Raw genomic sequence first — 22,447 nt, 5'->3', positions numbered from 1 at the left:
TCAATTTTTAGTCTTCAATTAAAGCTTTATTTCTACTACGTTGTACCCAAATAATAATACCTACAACTATAAGTGCCATTGGTGACAATAACATAAAACCGTTATTCTCATAACCTATACTATATAATCCGGTTTTTTCAATTGGATCTCCTAACACTGGAAAACCTAATAAAGTACCAGACCCTAATAACTCTCTGAAAAATCCGACTATAATAAGGATTACACCATATCCTAAAGCATTACCAATACCATCCAAAAATGATCTCCATGGTCCATTACCTAAAGCAAAAGCTTCAAAACGTCCCATAATAATACAGTTGGTAATAATTAATCCAACAAATACAGATAAGGTTTTGCTTAATTCATATGCGAAGGCTTTCAATACCAAATCAACAATAATTACTAATGTTGCTACAACAATAAGTTGTACAATAATTCTAATTTTTGAAGGAATGATATTTCTCATTAAAGAAATAACAACATTACCTACTCCTAATACAAATAGAACTGAGATAGACATCACAATAGATGCTTCGAGTTCTGCAGTAATTGCCAATGCAGAACAAATACCCAATACTTGAATTGTAATTGGATTATTATCTGTTAATGGGTCTAATATTAATTTACTGTCTTTTCCCATGTCTTACTTACCTTTTAAAGATTCAAAATACGGCAGATACAACTTTAAATCTTTTTTGATCATAGCTGTAACACCATCACCTGTAATTGTAGCGCCTGCAATAGCATCAACCTCATTATCTGTTTTATCATTATTCTTTGGATCTGCATTTCCTTTAGCAACATTAATACCTTTAAAAGCACCTGTGCTAGACAATAAATGTTCACCAATAAAATCATCCATGAAAAAACGTTGTTTAATATTTGCACCTAGACCTGGTGTTTCACCTTTATGGTCGAAAAAGGCACCTTGAACAACCATATTCTCATCTAAAGCAACATAAGCCCATATTGCATCCCAAAGACCTTTGCCACGTATTGGTGCTATATAGAATGTATTACCATCTTTCTCGCCTACAAATAGCGGTAAACGTCTTGTTTCACCATTCTTAGCTTTAGCTTGTTCTTTCTTTACATCAATTAAATAGGCTTGATCATTTTCAACGGGCTTACCACCTTGAACTTCTAATTGTTGTTTGATATACTGATTAAATAATTCTGGAGCATCTGCTGTAGACACAAAAGTTGCACTAGACTCATCATTATCATTAACACCCATTGCATATAAGATGTTTTGCTGTTTCTCTAAACGTTCATTTTCAGTAATCATCGGTTTTAAAGATGATGCCAAAAACGCTAATAAAGCACCTACACCTAGTACCATCCCTATGGCAAAAATTATAGTATATGAATTTTTATCTGTTCTTTGTTCCATGATTACGCTGCTTTAACTATTACACGTTTCATTCTTTTCTTCACATTACCCTGTACCACATAATGGTCAATAGTTGGTGCAAATACATTCATTAATAGAATAGCTAAGAATACACCTTCTGGATATGCTGGATTGAATACACGAATCATAATAGAAATAAATCCTATTAAAAATCCATAAATCCATTTTCCTTTATTGGTTTGAGCTGCCGTTACAGGATCTGTAGCCATATAAACTGCACCAAACAGAATACTTCCAATTATTAAGTGTTGCCAGAATGGAACACTCATTAATCCGTAAAATTTACTTGATTCTCCAATCCAACCAGCATCAACGACCCCATTAAATATTAAGCCCATTACTAAGGCTCCCACGACAGTACTTAACATGATTCTCCAACTTCCAATTTTAGCAAATATTAAGAAAAGAGCACCTATTATAATTAAGAATTTTGAGGTCTCACCAACAGAACCTGGTATAATTCCCCAAAACATATCCCAATAATCAATTCCAGATAAGGAACTATTTTGAGCGTAAGCTCCTAGTAATGTTTCGCCAGAAATAGCATCTACATTCTGACCTGCAGCAATCATCTGATCTCGTTCTACAGCTCCATGTACCCATACTTTATCACCAGACATCCAAGTTGGATATGCGAAAAATAAGAATGCACGAATTGTTAATGCAGGATTTAGAATATTCATTCCTGTTCCTCCAAAAACTTCTTTACCAATAACTACACCAAAGATTACTGCTACGGATAACATCCATAATGGAATGTCGATTGGTACAATTAATGGAACTAACATACCTGTTACTAAATATCCTTCTTCTACTTCGTGTCCTTTTATAATTGCGAATACAAATTCTACTGCTAAACCAACTCCATAAGACACAGCTACTAATGGTAATACTTTCCAAAGACCAATAACTAAGTTATCCCATGTCCAAAAAGAAGAACCTAAAAATCCGTCAGCAGATTCTATTAACCCTTGTGCTAAATAATGCTGATAACCAGCATTAAACATTCCGAATATTAAACATGGTACTAATGCCATGATTACTGTATTCATTGTACGCTTTAAATCATCTGCAGCTTTAATATGAGTACCATTATGTGTAGTCTCATTAGGCATATATAAAAACGTAAAAAGAGCATTAAATCCAGGAAGCCATTTCTTGTCTTTATTCTTCTCTTTAAAATTGTGTAAATTCTGTTTTAAACCCATTATCCTATCTCTTTAAGCATTAAGTCTAATCCTTCTCTTATAATTTTTTGATGTGGTTGTTTAGACACACAAACAAATTCTGTTAGTGCGAAATCTTCAGGTGCAACTTCGTACATTCCTAAAGCTTCCATTTCGTCTAAATCTTTATACATACAGGCTTTTAAAATCTGCATTGGATAAATATCTAAAGGAAATACTTCTTCGTAAGTTCCTGTAGTTACAAATGCACGATGCTCTCCGTTTGTATTAGTATTTAGAGCAAACTTCTTTTTCGGAGTTAACCAAGAAAAGGTCAAAGCTCTAGATGTAGACACTTTATTAAAAACTGGTTTATTCCAACCAAAGAATTCATAATCGTCACCTTCAGGGATTACAGTAATCACATTACTGTAATAATCTAAATTACCATCAGGTTGCACATGTTTTCCTGATAATACATTTCCTGAGATGATACGATCATTAGCACCTTGTTCAACACCATTATCGTATACCATTGTAGATACTTCAGCACCAATCTTAGTTCTAAAATATCTTGGCTTCTTAACTGAAGAACCTGCTAAAGCAACAATGCGCTCAGCGTTAAATTTCCCTGTTAATAGCAATTCACCAATAATAACCAAGTCTTGGGCATTAACCGTCCAAACGACTTCTCCTTTATTTATAGGACTTACTTTATTGATTAAAGTTCCAACATTACCTGAAGGATGTGGTCCAGATACTTTATAAGTTGTAGTATCATTTAAATTTGCTAATGGTGAACTTGTACTTCCTACAGAAATATGAACTCCACCATCAGTTAATTTTGATAATGCCGTAACTGCAGCTTGTAACTCAGCGTCTTTACCAGCTAAAGTATAATCCAATTTGGCAGCTAATGGTGCACTTGCATAACCTGAAACGAATATTGCTTTTGGCTTACTATCTGCTTTTGCAACAACATCGTAAGGACGTTGTTTTATAAAAGCCCAACAACCAGAAGCTAGCAAATGCGATTTTACTTTCTCCGCATCTGATGATAAATCAAATTTTCCATGATCTACATGACTCTGTTCCTTATCAGCTGTAATTTTAATAGCGTCTATACGACGTCTTTCACCACGTTGAACTTCAATTATTTCACCAGAAACTGGCGACACAAACTTCATTGCTTCATTATCTTTATTGTAAAACAAAGTCTCACCTGTTTTAACACGCGTACCTTCTTTTGCAACAAGTTTTGGGATAATACTGTGGAAATCTTCGGGTTTTATAGAATAGAAGTTACTAATAATAGCATTTTCTGTAGTTTGCTCGGCTTCACCGACTAACTTTATATCTAAACCCTTTTTAATTTTGATGTCTTTTGACATATACTTAAAGATTAGTTATCTAAAAATCGGTGCAAATTTACGAATTAATGCTTAAATAATTTTCAATTTAACGCATCTTTTTTATTTATAGTGGTTATAAATAACTTAAATATTTTAAGGCATAGATTTTGATTATCTTTATGCGCAACAGAAAATTAATAATGAAAAAGAGCCTTTACACCTTATCACTTCTAATAGTGCCAGTATTTTTAATAGCCCAAGCTAATGAAGTTAGTCCTCCAGATTTTATAAAAACGATTACGTTTAAAAGTAACACAACTCAAGGACAGCTGCCTATATTAAAACTAGGTGAGCAACTTCAATTAGAATTCGATGCACTTACTGGTGACGAAGAAGATTTCTATTACGTCATAGAACATTTTAATTTTGATTGGACACCATCTACTTTAGTGAAATCTGAATATTTAAAAGGTTTGGATAATCAAAGAATTTTAACTTATGAAAATTCGTTTAACACATATCAAATTTATTCTCATTACGATTTAAGAATTCCAAACTTACAGACTCGAGGCCTATTAAAAAGTGGTAACTATATGATTTCAATTTATGATGATTATGATGAACTGATGTTCAGTAGAAAATTTATGATTTATGAAGATTTAGTTAATGTTGGAGCTCGAGTAAAGCGTTCTAGAGATGTCAAAGCAATTGCTGAAAAGCAATCTGTAGACATCGTCATTTCTACCAAAAGGATTAATTTTAATAACCCTTTAGAAACCATTAAAACTGCAATCATACAAAACAATAACCTCAATACTGCCATTACAGACTTAAAACCGCAATACACTTTAGGTAATGAACTTATATACCGATATGATACTGAATCGGCATTTTGGGGCGGAAATGAATACATCTTTTTTGAAAACAAGGATGTTAGAGCTGCAAATGTTGGAGTTCAATTTATAGATTTAAAAGAACTTTATCATAATTATTTATATACCAATATTTCTAGAAAAGATAGGCCTTACACCTATAATCCAGACATCAACGGAAACTTTCAAATTACTGCTATTGATAGATCAAATGTCGATGTAGAAGCAGATTATACAATAATTCACTTTTCTCTATTACATGATGAGTTTAAAGATAAAGATGTACATATATATGGCAACTTCAATGCATTTGCTATTGAAGATTTTACAAAAATGCAATATAATTCTGAAAGTGGTCGATACGAATGTATATTAAGATTAAAGCAAGGGTTTTATAATTACAAACATGTAGCTGTAGACAAATCAACCAAAGAATTAGATGAAGGTGCTATAAGTGGTAATTTTTGGCAAACTGAAAATAATTACAAAGTCCTAGTTTATTACAGAGATTTGGGTGCTAGATTCGATCGTCTTATTGGATATGGCGATGCATCTTCTGTCAATATTTCAAATTAATTCTGTAAGGTTTTATATCTATTTAGACTAAATTTCTTTTTACCTTTTCGCTTTCTTTTTAAACATATCTAATATGCAAAATGATATTGCCCTTTTTTCTGAATTATGCGACACACTTTTTGAAGCAGAATTGAGTCGACCCGTTGCAAAACCTATTGCTACATCAGAATTATATCAAAAATTAGATTTATCACTAAATAGTGAAGGACTCATAGATGATGACTTAAAGACTATTTTAAAAGACATCATAAAAAGCACTCCAAAAACAGCTTCAAAATCGTTTTTTAATCAACTTTTTGGAGGAAGAATCAGCAAAGCAACACTTGGTGATTTATTAGCTGTTATGTTTAATAATAGTATGTATACCTACAAGGTAGCTGGCCCACAAGTAGGTATTGAAAAACAAGTACTTAGAAACATTTGTAGGCTTGCTAGTTATTCTGAAGATAGCGATGGCACAATAGCTCCAGGTGGTTCAATGAGTAATATGATGGCTCTAATTATGGCAAGAGATCATAAAAACGAATCCATTAGAGCAAAAGGTCTTTCTAAGGCGATGACTGCTTACACCTCAAAGGAATCACACTACTCAATTTCTAAAAATGCAGCACTAACTGGGATTGGTAGAAATAATGTGAGAATGGTAGATACAAATGATAAAGGAGAAATATTATCAGAACATTTAGACGAATTAATTCTAAAAGATATTGATGCTGGTTTTGAACCTTTCTTTGTAAACGCAACAGCTGGTACAACAGTACTTGGTGCTTTTGATAACAACGAAGACGTAAGCAAGGTTTGTAAAAAACATAATCTATGGCTGCATGTAGATGGAGCGTATTGTGGTGGAGTAATTTTCAGTGAAAAACATAAACACTTAATTAAAGGCTTAGAACATTCAAATTCATTTAGCATCAATGCTCATAAAATGTTGGGCACGCCATTAAGTTGCTCAATAATTGTAACGCAAAATAAGACACAACTTCATCATTCATTTTCTAACGAAGCCGATTATTTATACCAGACCGATGGTGATGATTTTAACTTAGGAAAAACCTCATTACAATGTGGACGACGTAATGATGCTTTAAAAATATGGACACTTTGGAAATCAGTTGGTACAAAAGGACTGGAACAAATTGTCAACAAGCAGTTCGAAATGGCACAAGTTGCAAGGGATTATATAAATAATCACAAAGACTATACACTATACAGTTTTGAAGATTCGATATCTGTATGCTTTAATTATAAAGGTATACCAGCAAATGAATTATGCACAGCACTTTATGAAAATTCTGAACTCATGGTTGGTTTTGGTAAATTCCAAAATAATGAATTTGTACGTATGGTGACTATAAACACTATTTTAGAAAAAGAAGATATTTTAGCCTTTTTTATGTCTTTAGAAGCCTTTGTTTCTAAATATATGTTAAAATTATCTGCTTCTTAACGTTAGGATAAAGCTTTCATTCAAAAATTATGCTATTTTAGCAGACTCTAAATGAATTTAATGGTACAACAAGTTACAAGCGGAATTAAGATTTCTGTGGAAACCAATTTTGAAGGTACATTTTATAAGAACTATAAAGTGCACTTCGCCTTTGGTTATAAAGTAACTATTGAGAACCAGAGTAAAGATTCTGTTCAACTTAATACAAGACACTGGAAAATTCTTGATGCTCTCAACAATGAAGAAATAATTGAAGGAGAAGGTGTTATTGGTAAAAAGCCAGTTTTAAAACCTGGTGAGTCTCACACTTATAATTCCGGCTGTCTATTAACTTCACCATTTGGAGCTATGCGTGGCCATTATAACATGGTCAATTTCACCAAAGCTAATAAGTTTAAGGTTTATATCCCTACCTTTAAATTAAGTGCTCCTTTTGCGCTTAACTAAGATTCATAATTTTTTATAAAATCAAATTTGTATTGTGTAGAACCTTGTTCTATGTGAAAGAATGCACAATTTGAATAATGAATAAATTGGTATTCTAAATTAATATCAAAACCTTCTGTATTTAATTTATAAATTCCATCGCAATCAATATTACCATATGGTGAAACACGCTTAAATCTGTATTCTGTTTTACTATCTAAATCATAAATTTCAAACCAAGCACCTGCAGCAATACCAGATAGCCATTGTGCATGTTCAGCTTTCACCTCATTATGTTTTGGCTTAAGTGTACCAACTAAACTTGGGTTATAACCTTTAAGTGTATCTAAAAACAAGCGTCTATTCTCTCTACTTACAGTAGAATCAAATTCGTTAATTTCTCCTACCTCTGAAACTACATAAACAAAGTTTTCTGTATCAGCAATAATGACATTACCAATAGTACTTGGAGTAAACCATTTAGAGTTTTTTAAACGCTTTCTAATATTTGAATGGGTTGCTGAAGCAATCAACGCATCTGTCACAAACCGAGCACAATTGCAAGCAATCTCAATAAATGCCGCATATCTAATAAAATCGTGATGTTGCATTTCAGTAATATGAGTTCGTGCTAAATCATAATTCACACGATTACAAACTGACGCGTATAGATGACCATCACCATGAGTCAACTTTGGATGCGTTGCTAAAAACTTTAAAATATCATCTAAATTTTGAATTTTGTCTTTTTCGATTTCTGCTTTAATAGGAAAGTTTAACTCAAAATCTGTTTCCCTTCCTCTTACACGTCCATTAGGAGATGATGTAATATACCTTCCGAAATCGTGATATTCTAAAACACCTGTTTTCTTATTTATTAATACTAATGCTGCATGACCAGCTCTAACATGCTTCTTACTGCCCACAAATAAAAAACGCAGAAACTTAGAATACCATTCTTCTGCATGAGATACAATAGTTTCAGGATAGGCAAGCGTTAGAATAAAAGCATCATTTTTGGACATAGTTCTGTTGTCGATTTTCAGACGGCAACTTACAAAAAAATACAGATGTAATCTTCACACAACTATAACGTTTCAAATAAATAATATCTCATAAATATCGTACCTTTGCACTTTCAAAATTCAAACTAAAAACAAAATATATTATGGGAAAAGGATTCTTTAATGTCCCTGTTGCAGTCAATGAGCCTGTGAAGTCTTACGCACCTGGTTCTCCAGAACGCAAAGCAGTACAAGATACTTACAAAGCAATGTTTAATAGCAAAGTTGAAGTCCCTTTATACATTAACGGAAAAGATGTAAAAACTGGAAACACCAGAACTATGTCTCCTCCACACGACCATCAACATATTGTAGGTGAATATCATCTAGCGGAGCAAAAACACGTAGATGAAGCAATTGCAACAGCATTAGAAGCGCGTAAATCTTGGTCACAAATGCCATGGGAACAACGTGCTGGTATTTTCTTAAAAGCGGCTGAATTAATTGCTGGCCCATACCGAGCTAAGATTAATGCAGCAACGATGATTTCACAATCTAAAACAGTACATCAAGCTGAAATTGATGCTGCCTGTGAGTTTATAGATTTCTTACGTTTTAATGTTCAGTTTATGACTGACATCTATATGGAACAACCTGAAAGCACAAGTGATGCATGGAACAGAGTTGAATATAGACCTCTTGAAGGTTTTACTTATGCTGTAACACCATTTAACTTTACCGCTATTGCCGGAAATTTACCTGCATGTATGGCATTAATGGGTAATGTTGTCGTTTGGAAACCCAGCGATAGTCAAGTCTATTCTGCTAAAGTTATTATGGATGTATTTGAAGAAGCCGGTGTACCAGCAGGAGTAATAAATGTTGTATTTGGTGATCCTGTAATGATTACAAACACGGTTATGGCAAGTCCAGATTTTTCAGGCTTGCATTTCACAGGTTCTACATACATCTTCAAAGAATTATGGAAACAGATTGGTAACAATATCCATAACTACAAAACTTACCCAAGAATTGTAGGTGAAACTGGTGGAAAGGATTTTATTGTTGCTCACAAATCTGCTAACGCTAAGCAAGTAGCAACAGCGATTGCACGTGGTGCTTTTGAATTTCAAGGTCAAAAATGTAGTGCAGCTTCAAGAGCTTATGTTCCTAAAGGAATTTGGAGTGATGTTAAAAAATACTTATTAGAAGATATCGCTTCATTTAAAATGGGTTCTCCAGAAGATATGAGCAACTTTATAACTGCTGTTATTCATGAAGGGTCTTTTGATAAATTAGCAAAATATATAGACCAAGCTAAGAGTGATAATGATGCTGAAATTATTGCTGGTGGTGGTTATGATAAATCTAAAGGTTATTTTATTGAACCAACAGTTATTGTTACATCTAGCGCAAAATACACAACCATGTGTACTGAGCTATTTGGTCCTGTAATTACTATCTATGTATATGAAGATGATGCGTATTCAGAAACTTTAAAATTAGTTGATGAGACTAGTGAATATGCCTTAACAGGTGCTATTTTATCTACAGATCGTTACGCTGTTGAAGAAGCTACCAAAGCTTTACAAAATTCTGCAGGTAACTTCTATATCAATGATAAACCAACTGGTGCTGTAGTTGGCCAACAACCATTTGGTGGAGCTAGAGCTTCTGGTACAAACGATAAAGCTGGTAGTGCTCAAAACTTATTGCGTTGGGTGTCACCAAGATTAATAAAGGAGACATTCGTTACACCTACAGATTACAGATATCCTTTTTTAGGATAAAACTATAACACACTTAATATCAAGTCCTTTTAAACTTAAAGTTTTTAAGGACTTTTTGCTTTTCATAGAAAATGACTTTATAAAATTCTACAACAAATTGAATCTTTGTATCTTTTAAGTCTTATATATTCAACTTTTAACCTTTGAAGAAATATTACTTTTATATTTTATTTATCTTACCTGTGTTTTTAGTAGCACAAGTCATACCAATTACTTCAACCGAAACATTAGATCTTTCAGTGTACGGCGAAACAGTATCTTATGCTGGTGAAGAAGAATATCAAATTTTTTTAAGCGTAGATAACATCTTGGATAAACCAATCATAGTTGTAGATGGTTTTGATCCAGGTGACACAAGAGATATTCCAGGATTATACAGTTTACTTAATTTTACAGATACTTCAGGAACTCAAAATTTAGCTGATATAGTAAGAGCAGAAGGTTTTGATGTGGTAATATTAAATTTCCCAACTTACTTAAGAGCTGCAGATGGAGCTACAATTGATGGTGGCTCAGATTTTATTGATCGTAATGCTATGATTTTAGTAGAATTGCTAGACATCATTAATACAGCAAAAGCACCTAACAGTCCTGATCAAAATGTTATTATAGGCCCAAGTATGGGTGGTATAATTGCACGTTATGCATTAAATTACATGGAGTCTGAAAGTGCACTAAATGCAGATACACGATTATATATTTCATTTGATTCACCTCATCATGGCGCTAATGTACCTATTGGATTACAACATCAATTAAACTATTTAGCATTTAATGATACAAACGCAGTTACCGAAGTTCAGCCACTAATTGAAGGATTATTAAAATCTTCAGCTGCAAGACAACTCTTAATTGATCATTTTGAGCCACATCTCTTAGGCAGCAGTATAGTTGATTTTGATCCTACATTAACATTACCTGAAGAACATCCGTTTAGGACCACATTTGAATCAAGAATCAATAGTTTTACATCGACAGGCTTTCCTGGAAATGTTAGAAATGTCGCAATTATTAATGGTAGTGGTATAGGGAATCCTTATTTAGCAAAAGATGGAGTAACACCTGTAACTAATGGATTTTCAGTTCTAGATACCACACTACCTGTAGATGTACCTACTCCGTTAGGAGATATTACTATAAATGTAGAATTAGAGATTAATTTCACACCAGCTGCTGGCACACCTCTCCAAGTAAGTCGTTTCTTTGCACCTATTCCTATTTTTCCAGATGTATTGTCAACAGCAAGTTCTGGAACAACAAATTTTGATGGTGTTGACGCAGCACCTGGTGGATTATTTGATATATCTGCTCTTACTGGAGATATTGGTATAGGTGGTGGTATTGGAGCAGACTTTTTAGCTGCTTTACAGATTGATAAATTTAATTTTATTCCTTCTATAAGTGCTTTAGCTCTAGAAATTACAGATGAAGCAAATGATGATAACATCGATTGGCATCATGATATTGATATTGCTAGTCGAGGCACAACAAACAACACACCTTTTGTTAATACGTTTTTACCTGATGATAATGAACCACATGTACAATTAACAGAAGAGAATGTTGCATTTGCACTATCTAAGATTCTAACACCACCTTTAAGTATTCCAGATGAAGCCATACTTAAAATTCAATTGGAAAAAAATCCTGTACAAAACCAACTGGTTTTACTATCAAATTCCAGTAGTGTATCTCATTTAAGTATTACAGATATCACAGGGAAATTAGTTTACAATAATATAATTACCCTTGATACCAGAACAATAATTCCCGTGAATTTGAATTCTGGATTTTACTTACTCCATATTTCAGATGGAAAACATCAAAGTTTTACAACTAAATTAGTTTTTAGAAATTAATTTTAATAACAAGAAAAAAGCCTGAACTTGACTATAAATTCAGACTTTTAAATAAATAATAAAAATTTTACTCGTAAGCTTTATCTACATTAATGCTTGCATGTTGTGAGTTCTTTGCCGTATTATCTTGATCTACAACCATAGCAACTACACTTAATTTTTCTGTGTTATAATCTGAAGGTATATTTATAGTAAATGATGTTACATATTCATTTAAAGCTTCAGTAACCGGAATTGGATCACCTAAAACACCCGATAAAGAATTTCTAAGAACTTCATTATGTTCAAAATCTGGTATAGGATCACCCATATTATAAAACTCACTTGTTGTGTCTTGATTATAATAATTCACCTGATCGTAAATGATTTCGTTCTCTAATAAATAAACTACTAGCTTATCACCTAGCACAGAACCTTCTGCATATACAACATTGACCTGAACTAATAATTCGTTATCGGTTAATTCAGAATTCAAAGCAATAGCTAAATTAGTGTCAACACCAGCAATACTTGTTACATCACTATTGGCATGTGGTTGTTGCCAATTTACCGATCTGTTTATTCTTGCCGCTGGAAAACCTTCTACACCATAAGCATCTTTCAATAATTGAACTTGATCAAAATGCATTGGATCCGGAAAACTATTCGCTGTTTCATGAATAGCAACAATCGTTATATCATCTGTTTCTTCTTGCAAAGAATATAGCGCTCCAGAGACACGAGGACAAAAGCCACACCATGTTCCTGTGTAATCTTCAACGACAATTTTTTGCTTCGGAATAATAACACTAAATGTTTCGGTATTGGTTGTGATCTCAACTCCATCTTGCATGTAAACCCCGTAAACATCAAAATTGCCAATAGCATCAGACGAAAAAGATGACCCATCAACTGGTTCACCATTAACGTAAAAAGTAGCTAAAGACGTTACATCTTCACCAACCTCATTAATAATTTGAAAAGGAATATTTTGATTAACTAATGATGCCTTACGCACCAGCTTATCCACAGTTATCTCTGCTGTAGGCGTTGTTAACGGAACATTCTCCTCAGTTTTACTACAGGCCATATTTAACATTATTACAAGAAGTAATAACTTTGGCATTTTTTTTTTAATCATAGCTTATGTATTCTTTTTAGCTAAAATAAATAATTTTTAGAACAAAGGTACATTTGTGAAAAAATTACCTAATATTGTGAGACGCAATGCCAAAAATTTTACATATGAAAAAGCTTATTTTTACCTTATGTCTGGGCTTATTTAGTCTTTTTTCTAATGCCCAAGAAAAACTTCCTATCATTGATTTAACTTCTATAGACGGAAAAACAGTAGCTCTTAGTGATGCTATAAATAAAGATGGTGTCACTATTATTTCGCTTTGGGCAACTTGGTGTGTTCCATGTCTTAAAGAATTAGATGCTATTAATGATCTATACGTAGATTGGCAAGACGAAACTAATGTAGAACTTTTAGCCGTTTCTGTAGATGATAGTAGAACTGTAAAACGAGTAAAATCTATGGTAAATGGAAAAGATTGGGATTACATGGTATTATTAGATCCAAACAGCGACCTTAAACGTGCACTTAATGCATCGAGTATTCCACTTACAATTTTAGTCAAGGATGGAGAAATTGTATATGAGCACTCAGGTTACAGTCCTGGTGCAGAATATGAACTTTACGAAAAGATAAAGGAATTATCTAAATAACATAATACTTCCCAATTTATATAACTAACAATCAGCCAAAATGAAAAATTCTTTTTTTCTGTCTATTTTTTTATTGAATATTTACATCATAAGTTCCCAAGAAAATGGCAACTTTTATGGCGGGATAGAATCTAACTCACAATGGCTTCAAACAGATGAAGGCATTAACTTTTTAGCACCAGAGGATCAATTTAGAGCAAACAATTATTTACTTCTTAACTATAACTCAGGAAATTTTACAGCGGGTTTACAATATGAGTCGTATTTACCATCTGCACTATTAGGCTATGATCCTATCTTTGATAATCAAAATAATGTTGCCACTTATTACTTCAACTATAAGGATGATAAAATTGACGTTACTGGTGGTTATTTTTATGAGCAATTTGGAAGCGGTCTAATTTTGCGTTCTTGGGAGGACAGACAATTAGGTTTAAATAATGCTTTAAAAGGTCTTAATGTAAAATTTAAGGCTACAAAAGACCTTGAAATTAAAGCAGTGTTCGGAAAACAACGTTATGGATTTGAGGCATCCGAAGGTACTATTCAAGGTATTGACGCAGAACTTAATTTAAGTGATGCCTTAAATATCGAATCTGTAGATATACAAATGGGTTTGAGTTATGTTGGTAGACATCAAAATACTAACGGTGTTGAAGCTATACCATCTAATGTAGGTGCTTATGGTGGACGATTAGATTTTGTGTTTAAAAATGTTTATGCTGGTATCGAGGCTATTATAAAAGATCCTGATGCAATTGCAAATGAAGGACAACTATCTTCGAATAAGTTATATGACGGAACAGCTTTACAAATTAACGCAGGATATGCAAAGAAAGGAATAGGTGTAAACGCAACATTTAGACGATTAGAAAATTTTAGTTTTTTTGCAGATCGATTGGCAGAAGGAAACGTTTTTAACCAACAGGTTATTAATTATGTGCCAGGTCTCACCAAACAACAGGATTATCTATTGACAAATATCTATGTCTACAATCCACAACCTAGACTAATTATTGAGTCTTTTGATCAGCGTTCTGGTGAAGTTGGCACACAATTCGATTTATTTTATTCCTTTAAAAAAGGAACATATTTAGGAGGTAAATATGGTACTAAATTGGCTATGAACTTTTCGTATTGGGGAGGATTAGACTCTGAATATAATATTGAAAATAGATGGTATAAGGCAAAATTTATTGGTAATGGTCCTCAATTATTCCGAGACTTTAATTTTGAAATAAAAAAGAAATGGTCTAAAAATTGGAGCTCTGTATTTACATATCAAAATGTATTAGTAGATAAAGGTATTGTAGAGGGCGGCCCTTTAGGAAACTCATCAATTCTAGCAAATATTGGTGTTGTTGAAGCCACAAGACGATTCGATAAAGGAAAAGCACTACGCTTAGTTGGGCAGCATCTTTGGAGTGAAGATGATAGAAAAAATTGGGCTGCAGCTGTCATTGAATATAATTTCTCTACAACATTTGCAATATATGCTGCTGATAATTGGAATTATGGTGGACCTAATGACATACATTATTACAGTGTTGGTGGAAGTTATAGTAAAGGTAATACCAGATTAGGAGTTAATTATGGTCGCCAACGTGGTGGATTAATTTGTATAGGTGGTGTTTGTCGTTTTGTTCCAGAAAACACAGGATTTAGCGCAAATTTAACTGTAGCATTCTAATGTTTGTCCGATAAAAAAGCATTTAAACGGTAATTATTTATAACTACCGTTTTTTTATGCCTTATTTTTGTAAGACCTAACCAATTAATTATCTTACCCAAGCTTTTTTTAAAAAAATACTAATTAATTCAACTAAACATGATTAAAAAAATTACTCTACTACTGACCTTATGTTTTGCCTGCACTCAAATTACGGAGGCACAAACGTTACTTAGCGAAGGCTTTGAGGGTGCTACTTTCCCTCCTGCTGGTTGGACCTTTTTCGCTGGCACAAATGGTTTAGGTACAACACAAGATTGGGTACAAGCAACAGCACCTAATACTGGTACTTATTCTGCTGCAAATCAATATGAAAATGTTACTGGTGGTATTGCCGAAGATTGGTTAGTAACCAGTCAAATAGATCTAACAAGTGCTACCAACACAGAATTACTCTTTTATTCTACTCAGAGTTACGGTCCTGATTATGGTTCCAATTACGAGGTAAGAGTTTCTACAAGTTCACAAACAAACCATGGTGACTTCACAACGGTTGCTAGCTATAATGAATCTAATGTTGGTGCTGGATTTGAATTAAAGACTATCGATTTATCAGCCTATGATGGAATGATGATTTACATTGCATTCATTCACTTCAATGATGATGGCGATAACTGGATCATAGATGATATTGAAGTAAGATCACCTCTTAGCGTAGATGCAAAAGCAGATGGTTTAAGATTAAGCAGGTACTCTCTTACATCTGTAAATAATCCACTTGCTGTAGAAGTCAGTAATAATGGTACTGCTGCTATTACATCTCTTGATATTACTTGGAGTGATGGTACAAATAATTATTCTGAAAATTTTAGTGTAAATATTGCTCCAGGACAAACTCAATCAATTAATCACTCATCACCTTTAAACTACAGTTCTGTAGAAGAAAAAACTATTACGGTAACTATTGACAATGTAAATGGTGGTGCTGATGGTGATAATACAAATAATTCACTTAGTCAAAATTTTAACACAATGACACAAGCGGGTACCAAAGCTGTTCTTATTGAAGAATCGACAGGTACTTGGTGTGGTTGGTGTCCTAGAGGAACTGTTGGTTTAGAATATATGGCGTCGACTTACCCAAATACTATAGTTGGTGTTGCTGTTCATAATGCTGACCCAATGACTGTTTCTAACTATGACTCAGCTCTTATAGGTGTAATTGGCTCAGGATGGCCAAATGCTGGTGTAGATAGAAAATTAGTAGGTGTTGATCCAGGTCAAGCCGCATTACAAGGAGCATATGATACAGAAATCACTAATATAGTGCCTGTAGATTTAACAACAAGTGCCTCGCAAATAGGTAGCAACTTAACAATTTCTGCTAAGGCAAACTTTTATACAAATTTTGCATCTGCTGATTATAGATTAGGAGTTATTATTACCGAAGATGGTGTAACTGGAACAGGAGATGGAACAAATGCTAATAACCAAGACTATGATCAAGTAAATTACTATTCTGGAGGTGGAAATGGTGCAATGGGAGGTTACGAAAGTTTAGGTGATCCTGTACCAGCAACGCAAATGGTATATGATCATGTAGGTAGAGCTATTTTAGGAGGTTTTAATGGACAGGCTGGCTCTATACCTAACGTCATAACTGCAGGTACTAATGCTTCTTATAGTTTTAATTATACAATACCAGCATCAAGTGACCAGAACAACATGCATATTGTTGTAGTGTTAATTGATCAAGCAGATGGTAGTATTGTAAGTGCAGTACAAAGTTCTGTAGCACAAGCATTAAGTGTTGAAGAGGTATCTGGAATTGATTCTATAAAAATCTATCCTAATCCTGCTAAAGATAATATTAACATTGCCTTTGAAGCTAGTAATGGGGATTATAATATTATCGTTACTGATATGTTAGGTAGAACAGTAATTAATAAATCTTACGAAGGCTTGTATGGAAATCAAAACATACAATTACCAATATCGCAATTGAATGCTGGATATTATATCATGAATATTGATGATGGAACTGCTGCTTACAGTACTAAATTTATTGTAAATAAATAATACTAAAAAGGGAAGTGTTCATTTACTTCCCTTTTATCTTTTTTAAAACTTAACTTTGTTAGACAATTTAATATGACTAACACCCAATTTTATAAAAAATAAAAACTATGAAAAAAACATTACTTTTTTTATGCTTAATGCTTTTCACATTTGCTTCTCATGCACAATTTGAAGTATTTGATCAAAGTGATAACAGTTTGGTAACAGACGGACAAATCGTAGCTTTCTCTGAAGCAGGATGTGGTTATAATGATCCTTGTAACTGGAAATTTAGTGTAACTAATACATCGTCAGAAGCTATTTATATGAGAATTTTTGTGGATGACCTTGATAACACTGATGGTTCAGACTTTCAATTATGTTTTGCAGGAGTTTGTTTAAATAGTATAACTTTAGGCAGTGGTTATCCAACTACTGCTGCTATGATTGCTCCAGGAGCTACAAATAGTGCAGGTAATAATTTATGGAATCAAAACTCACCTAGTACATCAACAGCTATGGGTTGGACATTTAGATTTCAAGCTTATAATGATCTTGGAAATACTATTGGTACACCCTTAACGGTATCATATAGCTTCGATCCTACTTTAACTATTGACGAACCTGAATTAACTTCTGTTGAAGTATTCCCAACTCAGGTAAAAGACGAACTTACTGTGAGTTCTAATCAGAACTTAACAGCTGAGTTTTATGATATTTTAGGCAAGACAGTTAAGCAAGTAAATATATCTAATGGTGAATCTAAAATTAATGTTTCTGATTTATCACCACAGTTATACATCATTCGTTTTAGAAATGATGATGGTAAAACTTTAATTAAGAGAATTGTTGTAGAATAATAATCTACAATACTTTAATAAAAAACCGTTTGAGAGTTAAATTTCAAGCGGTTTTCTGTTTTCTAACTTTTATATTTTAAAGGTAAATAAATAACTTTCTTCGTTTCAAAAAATGGTTCTTCAAAATAATCAGAAAGCAGAAAAGCCTTAACACTTTTATATTGTTTTAACTCTTCGGTTAAATCACCGCCCTTTAAATAAAGAATACCATTTTTAAGATCATTATGTTGTCTTTTCTTAATTTTACCTTTAACCCATTTGGTAAATTCTGGCATAGCAGTTACAGCTCTACTCACTATAAAATCGAAGGTGTCATCAATAACCTCTACCCTACTATGCGTCGTTTTAATATTGGTTAATTCTATAGCTTCACAAACCACATTAATCACTTTCAATTTTTTGTTAATGCTGTCCACTAAATGAAAATTACAATTAGGAAATAATATTGCTAATGGAACACCAGGAAATCCACCACCTGTTCCAACGTCTAATATAGAAGAGTTATCATTAAATTCAATCACCTTTGCAATTGCTAATGAATGTAATACATGCCTAAGATATAACTCATCTATATCTTTCCTTGATACAACATTTATTTTTGCATTCCAGTCTTTGTATAAAGCCTCTAAGGCTTCAAACTGTTTTACCTGTATTTCTGTTAAATTTGGAAAATATTTAAGGATAAGATCCATATCATAAATTTTTCGCAAAAATACTTAAAATAGTGTGTATAAATTAACGTGTTTGAATAATGCTTGATTTTAATTATTAATTATCTTTGCCTCTTATTATAATGTATTTAAATCCCTTGCGTTATAATTTTAAAAAAACTAAGATTAATGGCACAACAAACCTTATCCTTTTCTAGAGCTGATTCAGCTAAGTTCTTTAGAACATTAAACAAGCGAGTTAATAATTACTTTAAAGATAATAACATAAAGCGCACCGGAAACTGGAAACTTTGGTTAAAAACTATAGTAATGTTTGGGCTATTTTTGGCACCTTATTTCCTATTGTTAACATTAGATATTCCTACTTGGGCACAATTACTATTAACCATTGTTATGGGTATTGGAATGGCTGGAGTTGGTATGAATGTGATGCACGATGGTAACCATGGTTCATTCTCAAACAAAGAATGGATTAACCGTTTAATGGGAAGTAGTATTTATATTTTAGCTGGTAACGTTTACAATTGGAAAGTACAACACAATGTACTACACCATACTTACACTAATATCCATGGGCATGATGAAGACTTAGAAGCAGGAAGAATATTACGTTTTTCTAAACACTCCGAATGGCGAAAACATCATAAATTTCAACATTATTATTCTATTTTGTTATATGGATTGTTAACTATTAATTGGGCAATCACAACAGATTTTCAACAGATGAGACGCTATATGAAGCGCAAATTGTCTTATGGAAAGTTACCAAACCCAATTATTAATTGGAGTAAATTAGTAATTTCCAAAATTCTTTATGTATCCATGTGGATTATACTACCTATTCTATTAACAGATTTGGCTTGGTATGAGGTACTAATCGGCTTCTTTTTAATGCATTATGTTGCTGGTCTAATTTTAAGTGTAGTTTTTCAGTTAGCACATGTAATGGATGAGGCTGAGATGCATGAACCAGCAGAAGATGGAATGATGAAAAATACATGGGCTATTCACCAACTTAAAACAACGGTTAATTTTGGCGCTAAGAATTGGTTAGTAAATTGGTATACTGGTGGTTTAAATCATCAGGTAGAGCATCACATTTTTCCACACATAAGTCATATTCATTATGGTAAAATTGCAGAAATTGTAAAATCAACAGCTAAAGAATTTAATTTACCATATAAAGAGTACGAAACTACAAGAAAAGCAATTGCAGCACATTTTAGATTTTTAAAAGAGATGGGTATGCGACCAGTTATACAAGCATAATATTATTATATAACCATGAACCAACTTTCTGATAGAATTAACAATCTATCGACTTCAGCAACCCTTGCGATGGCAGCAAAAGCTAGAGAGCTTAGAGCAGAGGGAAAAGACATTATCGGATTAAGTTTAGGAGAACCAGACTTTAATACTCCAGATTTTATTAAAAACGCAGCAATTGAAGCCGTTAATCAAAACTACAATAGCTACACACCTGTAGATGGTTATGTAGAGTTAAAGGAAGCAATTATTACCAAATTTAAACGTGATAATAATTTAAATTATACATCACCACAAATTGTAGTTTCTACAGGAGCAAAACAAGCCCTATTTAATATTGCATCTGTAATGTTAAATGATGGAGACGAAGTTATTTTACCTTGTCCTTATTGGGTAAGTTACAGCGATATTGTAAAGCTTAATGAAGGTGTACCTGTCGAAGTAGAGACATCTATCACCAATGATTTTAAAATGACTGCTGCACAACTAGAAGCTGCTATCACTCCAAAAACAAAAATGATTTGGTATAGTTCCCCTTGTAATCCAAGTGGATCAGTATATAGTAAAGATGAATTAAGAGCTATAGCAGATGTTTTACAAAAGTACCCTAATATCTATGTGGTTTCTGATGAAATCTATGAGCATATCAATTTTATTGGTGGCCATTATAGCATAGCTGAGTTTGAAGATATGTACGATAGAACAATCACTGTAAATGGTGTCTCAAAAGCTTTTGCAATGACAGGTTGGAGAATTGGGTACATTGGAGCACCAGATTGGATTGCTAGAGCTTGTAATAAAATGCAAGGTCAAGTGACTAGTGGAGCAAATTGTATTGGTCAGCGTGCAGTAATTACTGCTTTAGAAGCACCTGCATCTAGTGTACAATATATGGTAGATGAATTTAAAGTGCGTAGAAAACTAATTCTAAGTCTAATCAATGAAATAGATGGCTTTAAAGCTAATGAACCTGAAGGAGCTTTTTATGTTTTCCCTGATGTATCTGCATATTTCGGAAAAACAATCAAAGGCACTACAATAAATAATGCTTCAGATATGTCTTTATTTTTATTAGAAGAGGCACTAGTTGCCACAGTAACAGGAGAAGCCTTTGGAAATCCTAATTGTATTCGTATTTCTTATGCAGCATCTCAAGAAAATATTAAAGAGGCAATTAAACGTATCAAAAAGGCGTTATCATAGTATAATTTTATCAATCGCCTTTTTTTTTAAAAGCTATAACGTGATTTACATGTTATAGCTTTTTTATTATGATGCATAAAGCATCCAAACCAAAGTGATCATTAGTATTGTTACTGTTCCGAGTATTTTTATCCAAACAATTTGGTTTTCTTTTTTTAGTCTTTCACGTATAGATTTTAACTGCTTTGGAGTTGCTTTTGGCAAATCATATTCTATTTTTCTATTCTTACCATAACCACCTAGTGTCTTTTTAAATCGTTTAGATTTATCAAGCATTATCGCTTTGTTACTTTTTAGTGTACTCGCCATAGATCCTCCAAGTGCCATAGTTTTTCAAATTTAATAAGTTAAGATGAACCATTCTATCAGCTATATATAACCAGACATAGAAGGCCAATAAATATAACTCCTGTTAGCAGAATAATTTTAATCATTCTAGACTTTTGCTCTTCTCTTAATCTTTTAGCTATAGCCTTCAATTGTTTTGCGGAAGCTTTAGGTAGATTATACTCGGTTTTTTTATCCGAATTATATCCACCAAGTCTATTAACAAACTTATCGCGTTGAGGAAGTTGCTTCCTATTAAAGTTAATAACATTCATTGAATTAGAAGGCATAGTTCCTAGATTTAAAATTGAAACAAAAATCTACAGCATATAGCATTAGCAAATAAAGAAAATGCTATTGTAATTATAAAGGATACTTAAAAAAAATGTCAGTTAAAAGATCTAAATAAATAATTTATTTCTAGAATAAAGCTACTAATACAATGGCAAAAGCAGATAGTTTTAAGATGACTGCAGTATGATTTACCATATTAAATTGAGAAGATTTTAGTCGTTGTCTAATTCCAAATACTGATTTTGTAGTTGACTTGCTAAAATTTTGCTTCACAACTGATTTGTAATTAGAATTTAATATTCCGTTGTTTGACGAATAAGACACCTCAGTGGGTTCTGGTACAAATTCTAATTCTTGATTTAATAATAATTCCATGATTAATGTTTTTTAATTGGTTACATAGATATGACGCACAACAATTAAAAATGTTACAGCTCGTGTTTCAACTATAGCGTGAGATTGAGTCTGAAAATTCAAAAG

Annotated in this window: 21 protein-coding genes; 11 read left to right on the top strand and 10 right to left on the bottom strand. The window is 32.9% G+C overall.

Annotated elements, in window-relative coordinates:
* Positions 1–7: 7 nt before the first annotated feature.
* Genes WPG_RS09860 through WPG_RS09845 form a run of 4 tightly spaced genes read right to left on the bottom strand, consistent with a single transcriptional unit; the run spans position 8 to position 3,971 of the window.
* On the bottom strand, positions 8–640 hold the full coding sequence (locus tag WPG_RS09860) for an NADH:ubiquinone reductase (Na(+)-transporting) subunit D (RefSeq protein ID WP_045471958.1): 633 nt from the start codon (positions 638–640) through the stop codon (positions 8–10).
* Between the two features lie 3 nt (positions 641–643).
* Positions 644–1,393 carry a Na(+)-translocating NADH-quinone reductase subunit C gene (locus WPG_RS09855; RefSeq protein ID WP_045471956.1) on the bottom strand — a complete coding sequence of 250 codons (750 nt, stop codon included), beginning with the start codon at positions 1,391–1,393 and terminating at the stop codon, positions 644–646.
* A gap of 2 nt (positions 1,394–1,395) precedes the next feature.
* Positions 1,396–2,622, bottom strand: coding sequence for an NADH:ubiquinone reductase (Na(+)-transporting) subunit B (locus tag WPG_RS09850; RefSeq protein ID WP_045471954.1), 1,227 nt, complete (start codon positions 2,620–2,622; stop codon positions 1,396–1,398).
* The gene (locus WPG_RS09845; RefSeq protein ID WP_045471950.1) at positions 2,622–3,971 is read right to left on the bottom strand and encodes a Na(+)-translocating NADH-quinone reductase subunit A; all 1,350 of its coding nucleotides are present in this window, start codon (positions 3,969–3,971) and stop codon (positions 2,622–2,624) included. Before WPG_RS09845 ends, WPG_RS09850 begins: the two co-directional genes overlap by 1 nt.
* Before the next feature lie 161 nt (positions 3,972–4,132).
* Between WPG_RS09845 and WPG_RS09840 the strand changes: the two genes are divergently transcribed.
* The 3 genes from WPG_RS09840 (at position 4,133) to apaG (ending at position 7,277) form a co-directional block, all read left to right on the top strand.
* On the top strand, positions 4,133–5,380 hold the full coding sequence (locus WPG_RS09840; protein ID WP_045471947.1) for a DUF5103 domain-containing protein: 1,248 nt from the start codon (positions 4,133–4,135) through the stop codon (positions 5,378–5,380).
* 73 nt (positions 5,381–5,453) lie between these two features.
* A complete protein-coding gene (locus tag WPG_RS09835) occupies positions 5,454–6,830 on the top strand; it encodes a pyridoxal phosphate-dependent decarboxylase family protein (protein ID WP_045471944.1) in 1,377 nt (458 codons plus the stop codon).
* 60 nt (positions 6,831–6,890) lie between these two features.
* On the top strand, positions 6,891–7,277 hold the full coding sequence (gene apaG / locus WPG_RS09830) for a Co2+/Mg2+ efflux protein ApaG (RefSeq protein WP_045475426.1): 387 nt from the start codon (positions 6,891–6,893) through the stop codon (positions 7,275–7,277).
* Here apaG and WPG_RS09825 read toward each other — a convergent pair.
* Complete coding sequence (locus tag WPG_RS09825; RefSeq protein ID WP_045471942.1) at positions 7,274–8,281, bottom strand: DUF6695 family protein; 1,008 nt, start codon at positions 8,279–8,281, stop codon at positions 7,274–7,276. The genes apaG and WPG_RS09825 overlap by 4 nt on opposite strands.
* Before the next feature lie 143 nt (positions 8,282–8,424).
* Between WPG_RS09825 and pruA the strand changes: the two genes are divergently transcribed.
* A complete protein-coding gene (pruA, locus tag WPG_RS09820; protein ID WP_045471940.1) occupies positions 8,425–10,050 on the top strand; it encodes an L-glutamate gamma-semialdehyde dehydrogenase in 1,626 nt (541 codons plus the stop codon).
* A 143-nt stretch (positions 10,051–10,193) separates the two neighbouring features.
* Positions 10,194–11,909 (top strand): T9SS type A sorting domain-containing protein, encoded by a 1,716-nt coding sequence (locus WPG_RS09815; RefSeq protein ID WP_045471938.1) that lies wholly within the window; start codon positions 10,194–10,196, stop codon positions 11,907–11,909.
* Positions 11,910–11,976: 67 nt separating this feature from the next.
* Here the strand turns inward: WPG_RS09815 and WPG_RS09810 are convergent, their stop codons facing one another.
* A complete protein-coding gene (locus WPG_RS09810) occupies positions 11,977–13,029 on the bottom strand; it encodes an Omp28-related outer membrane protein (protein ID WP_045471936.1) in 1,053 nt (350 codons plus the stop codon).
* Between the two features lie 104 nt (positions 13,030–13,133).
* On the opposite strand from WPG_RS09810, the gene WPG_RS09805 reads away from it, so the two are divergent.
* The 4 genes from WPG_RS09805 (at position 13,134) to WPG_RS09790 (ending at position 18,206) form a co-directional block, all read left to right on the top strand.
* A complete protein-coding gene (locus WPG_RS09805) occupies positions 13,134–13,619 on the top strand; it encodes a TlpA family protein disulfide reductase (protein WP_045475425.1) in 486 nt (161 codons plus the stop codon).
* Between the two features lie 40 nt (positions 13,620–13,659).
* Positions 13,660–15,309 (top strand): DUF6029 family protein, encoded by a 1,650-nt coding sequence (locus WPG_RS09800; RefSeq protein WP_052471214.1) that lies wholly within the window; start codon positions 13,660–13,662, stop codon positions 15,307–15,309.
* Between the two features lie 138 nt (positions 15,310–15,447).
* Positions 15,448–17,367, top strand: coding sequence for a T9SS-dependent choice-of-anchor J family protein (locus WPG_RS09795; RefSeq protein WP_045471933.1), 1,920 nt, complete (start codon positions 15,448–15,450; stop codon positions 17,365–17,367).
* A gap of 107 nt (positions 17,368–17,474) precedes the next feature.
* Positions 17,475–18,206: a T9SS type A sorting domain-containing protein gene (locus WPG_RS09790; RefSeq protein ID WP_045471930.1), complete on the top strand. Its 732-nt coding sequence runs from the start codon at positions 17,475–17,477 to the stop codon at positions 18,204–18,206.
* 62 nt (positions 18,207–18,268) lie between these two features.
* Here the strand turns inward: WPG_RS09790 and rsmG are convergent, their stop codons facing one another.
* Positions 18,269–18,898 (bottom strand): 16S rRNA (guanine(527)-N(7))-methyltransferase RsmG, encoded by a 630-nt coding sequence (gene rsmG / locus WPG_RS09785; RefSeq protein WP_045471927.1) that lies wholly within the window; start codon positions 18,896–18,898, stop codon positions 18,269–18,271.
* Between the two features lie 147 nt (positions 18,899–19,045).
* Between rsmG and WPG_RS09780 the strand changes: the two genes are divergently transcribed.
* Both WPG_RS09780 and WPG_RS09775 read left to right on the top strand, forming a co-directional pair.
* Positions 19,046–20,146 (top strand): fatty acid desaturase family protein, encoded by a 1,101-nt coding sequence (locus WPG_RS09780; RefSeq protein WP_045471924.1) that lies wholly within the window; start codon positions 19,046–19,048, stop codon positions 20,144–20,146.
* 15 nt (positions 20,147–20,161) lie between these two features.
* Positions 20,162–21,346 (top strand): pyridoxal phosphate-dependent aminotransferase, encoded by a 1,185-nt coding sequence (locus WPG_RS09775; RefSeq protein WP_045471920.1) that lies wholly within the window; start codon positions 20,162–20,164, stop codon positions 21,344–21,346.
* A 66-nt stretch (positions 21,347–21,412) separates the two neighbouring features.
* Here the strand turns inward: WPG_RS09775 and WPG_RS09770 are convergent, their stop codons facing one another.
* The 3 genes from WPG_RS09770 to WPG_RS09760 all read right to left on the bottom strand — a co-directional run bounded on the left by WPG_RS09770 (position 21,413) and on the right by WPG_RS09760 (position 22,342).
* Positions 21,413–21,673 carry a hypothetical protein gene (locus WPG_RS09770; protein ID WP_045471917.1) on the bottom strand — a complete coding sequence of 87 codons (261 nt, stop codon included), beginning with the start codon at positions 21,671–21,673 and terminating at the stop codon, positions 21,413–21,415.
* A gap of 38 nt (positions 21,674–21,711) precedes the next feature.
* Positions 21,712–21,963 (bottom strand): hypothetical protein, encoded by a 252-nt coding sequence (locus WPG_RS09765; protein WP_045471912.1) that lies wholly within the window; start codon positions 21,961–21,963, stop codon positions 21,712–21,714.
* A gap of 130 nt (positions 21,964–22,093) precedes the next feature.
* Entirely contained in the window at positions 22,094–22,342 is a 249-nt protein-coding gene (locus tag WPG_RS09760; protein WP_045471909.1) for a hypothetical protein, read from the bottom strand.
* Positions 22,343–22,447: the final 105 nt, after the last annotated feature.

The sequence above is a fragment of the Winogradskyella sp. PG-2 genome (genome assembly GCF_000828715.1).
Lineage (GTDB): Bacteria > Bacteroidota > Bacteroidia > Flavobacteriales > Flavobacteriaceae > Winogradskyella.
Note: the sequence above shows the minus strand (reverse complement) of the source record. Positions and strands in the feature narration are given on the sequence as shown.

Coding starts and splice junctions, on each gene's coding strand:
- WPG_RS09860 (WP_045471958.1), bottom strand. CDS start 640: ATGGGAAAAGACAGTAAATTAATATTAGACCCATTAACAGATAATAAT.
- WPG_RS09855 (WP_045471956.1), bottom strand. CDS start 1,393: ATGGAACAAAGAACAGATAAAAATTCATATACTATAATTTTTGCCATA.
- WPG_RS09850 (WP_045471954.1), bottom strand. CDS start 2,622: ATGGGTTTAAAACAGAATTTACACAATTTTAAAGAGAAGAATAAAGAC.
- WPG_RS09845 (WP_045471950.1), bottom strand. CDS start 3,971: ATGTCAAAAGACATCAAAATTAAAAAGGGTTTAGATATAAAGTTAGTC.
- WPG_RS09840 (WP_045471947.1), top strand. CDS start 4,133: ATGAAAAAGAGCCTTTACACCTTATCACTTCTAATAGTGCCAGTATTT.
- WPG_RS09835 (WP_045471944.1), top strand. CDS start 5,454: ATGCAAAATGATATTGCCCTTTTTTCTGAATTATGCGACACACTTTTT.
- apaG (WP_045475426.1), top strand. CDS start 6,891: ATGGTACAACAAGTTACAAGCGGAATTAAGATTTCTGTGGAAACCAAT.
- WPG_RS09825 (WP_045471942.1), bottom strand. CDS start 8,281: ATGTCCAAAAATGATGCTTTTATTCTAACGCTTGCCTATCCTGAAACT.
- pruA (WP_045471940.1), top strand. CDS start 8,425: ATGGGAAAAGGATTCTTTAATGTCCCTGTTGCAGTCAATGAGCCTGTG.
- WPG_RS09810 (WP_045471936.1), bottom strand. CDS start 13,029: ATGATTAAAAAAAAAATGCCAAAGTTATTACTTCTTGTAATAATGTTA.
- WPG_RS09805 (WP_045475425.1), top strand. CDS start 13,134: ATGAAAAAGCTTATTTTTACCTTATGTCTGGGCTTATTTAGTCTTTTT.
- WPG_RS09800 (WP_052471214.1), top strand. CDS start 13,660: ATGAAAAATTCTTTTTTTCTGTCTATTTTTTTATTGAATATTTACATC.
- WPG_RS09795 (WP_045471933.1), top strand. CDS start 15,448: ATGATTAAAAAAATTACTCTACTACTGACCTTATGTTTTGCCTGCACT.
- WPG_RS09790 (WP_045471930.1), top strand. CDS start 17,475: ATGAAAAAAACATTACTTTTTTTATGCTTAATGCTTTTCACATTTGCT.
- rsmG (WP_045471927.1), bottom strand. CDS start 18,898: ATGGATCTTATCCTTAAATATTTTCCAAATTTAACAGAAATACAGGTA.
- WPG_RS09780 (WP_045471924.1), top strand. CDS start 19,046: ATGGCACAACAAACCTTATCCTTTTCTAGAGCTGATTCAGCTAAGTTC.
- WPG_RS09775 (WP_045471920.1), top strand. CDS start 20,162: ATGAACCAACTTTCTGATAGAATTAACAATCTATCGACTTCAGCAACC.
- WPG_RS09770 (WP_045471917.1), bottom strand. CDS start 21,673: ATGGCACTTGGAGGATCTATGGCGAGTACACTAAAAAGTAACAAAGCG.
- WPG_RS09765 (WP_045471912.1), bottom strand. CDS start 21,963: ATGCCTTCTAATTCAATGAATGTTATTAACTTTAATAGGAAGCAACTT.
- WPG_RS09760 (WP_045471909.1), bottom strand. CDS start 22,342: ATGGAATTATTATTAAATCAAGAATTAGAATTTGTACCAGAACCCACT.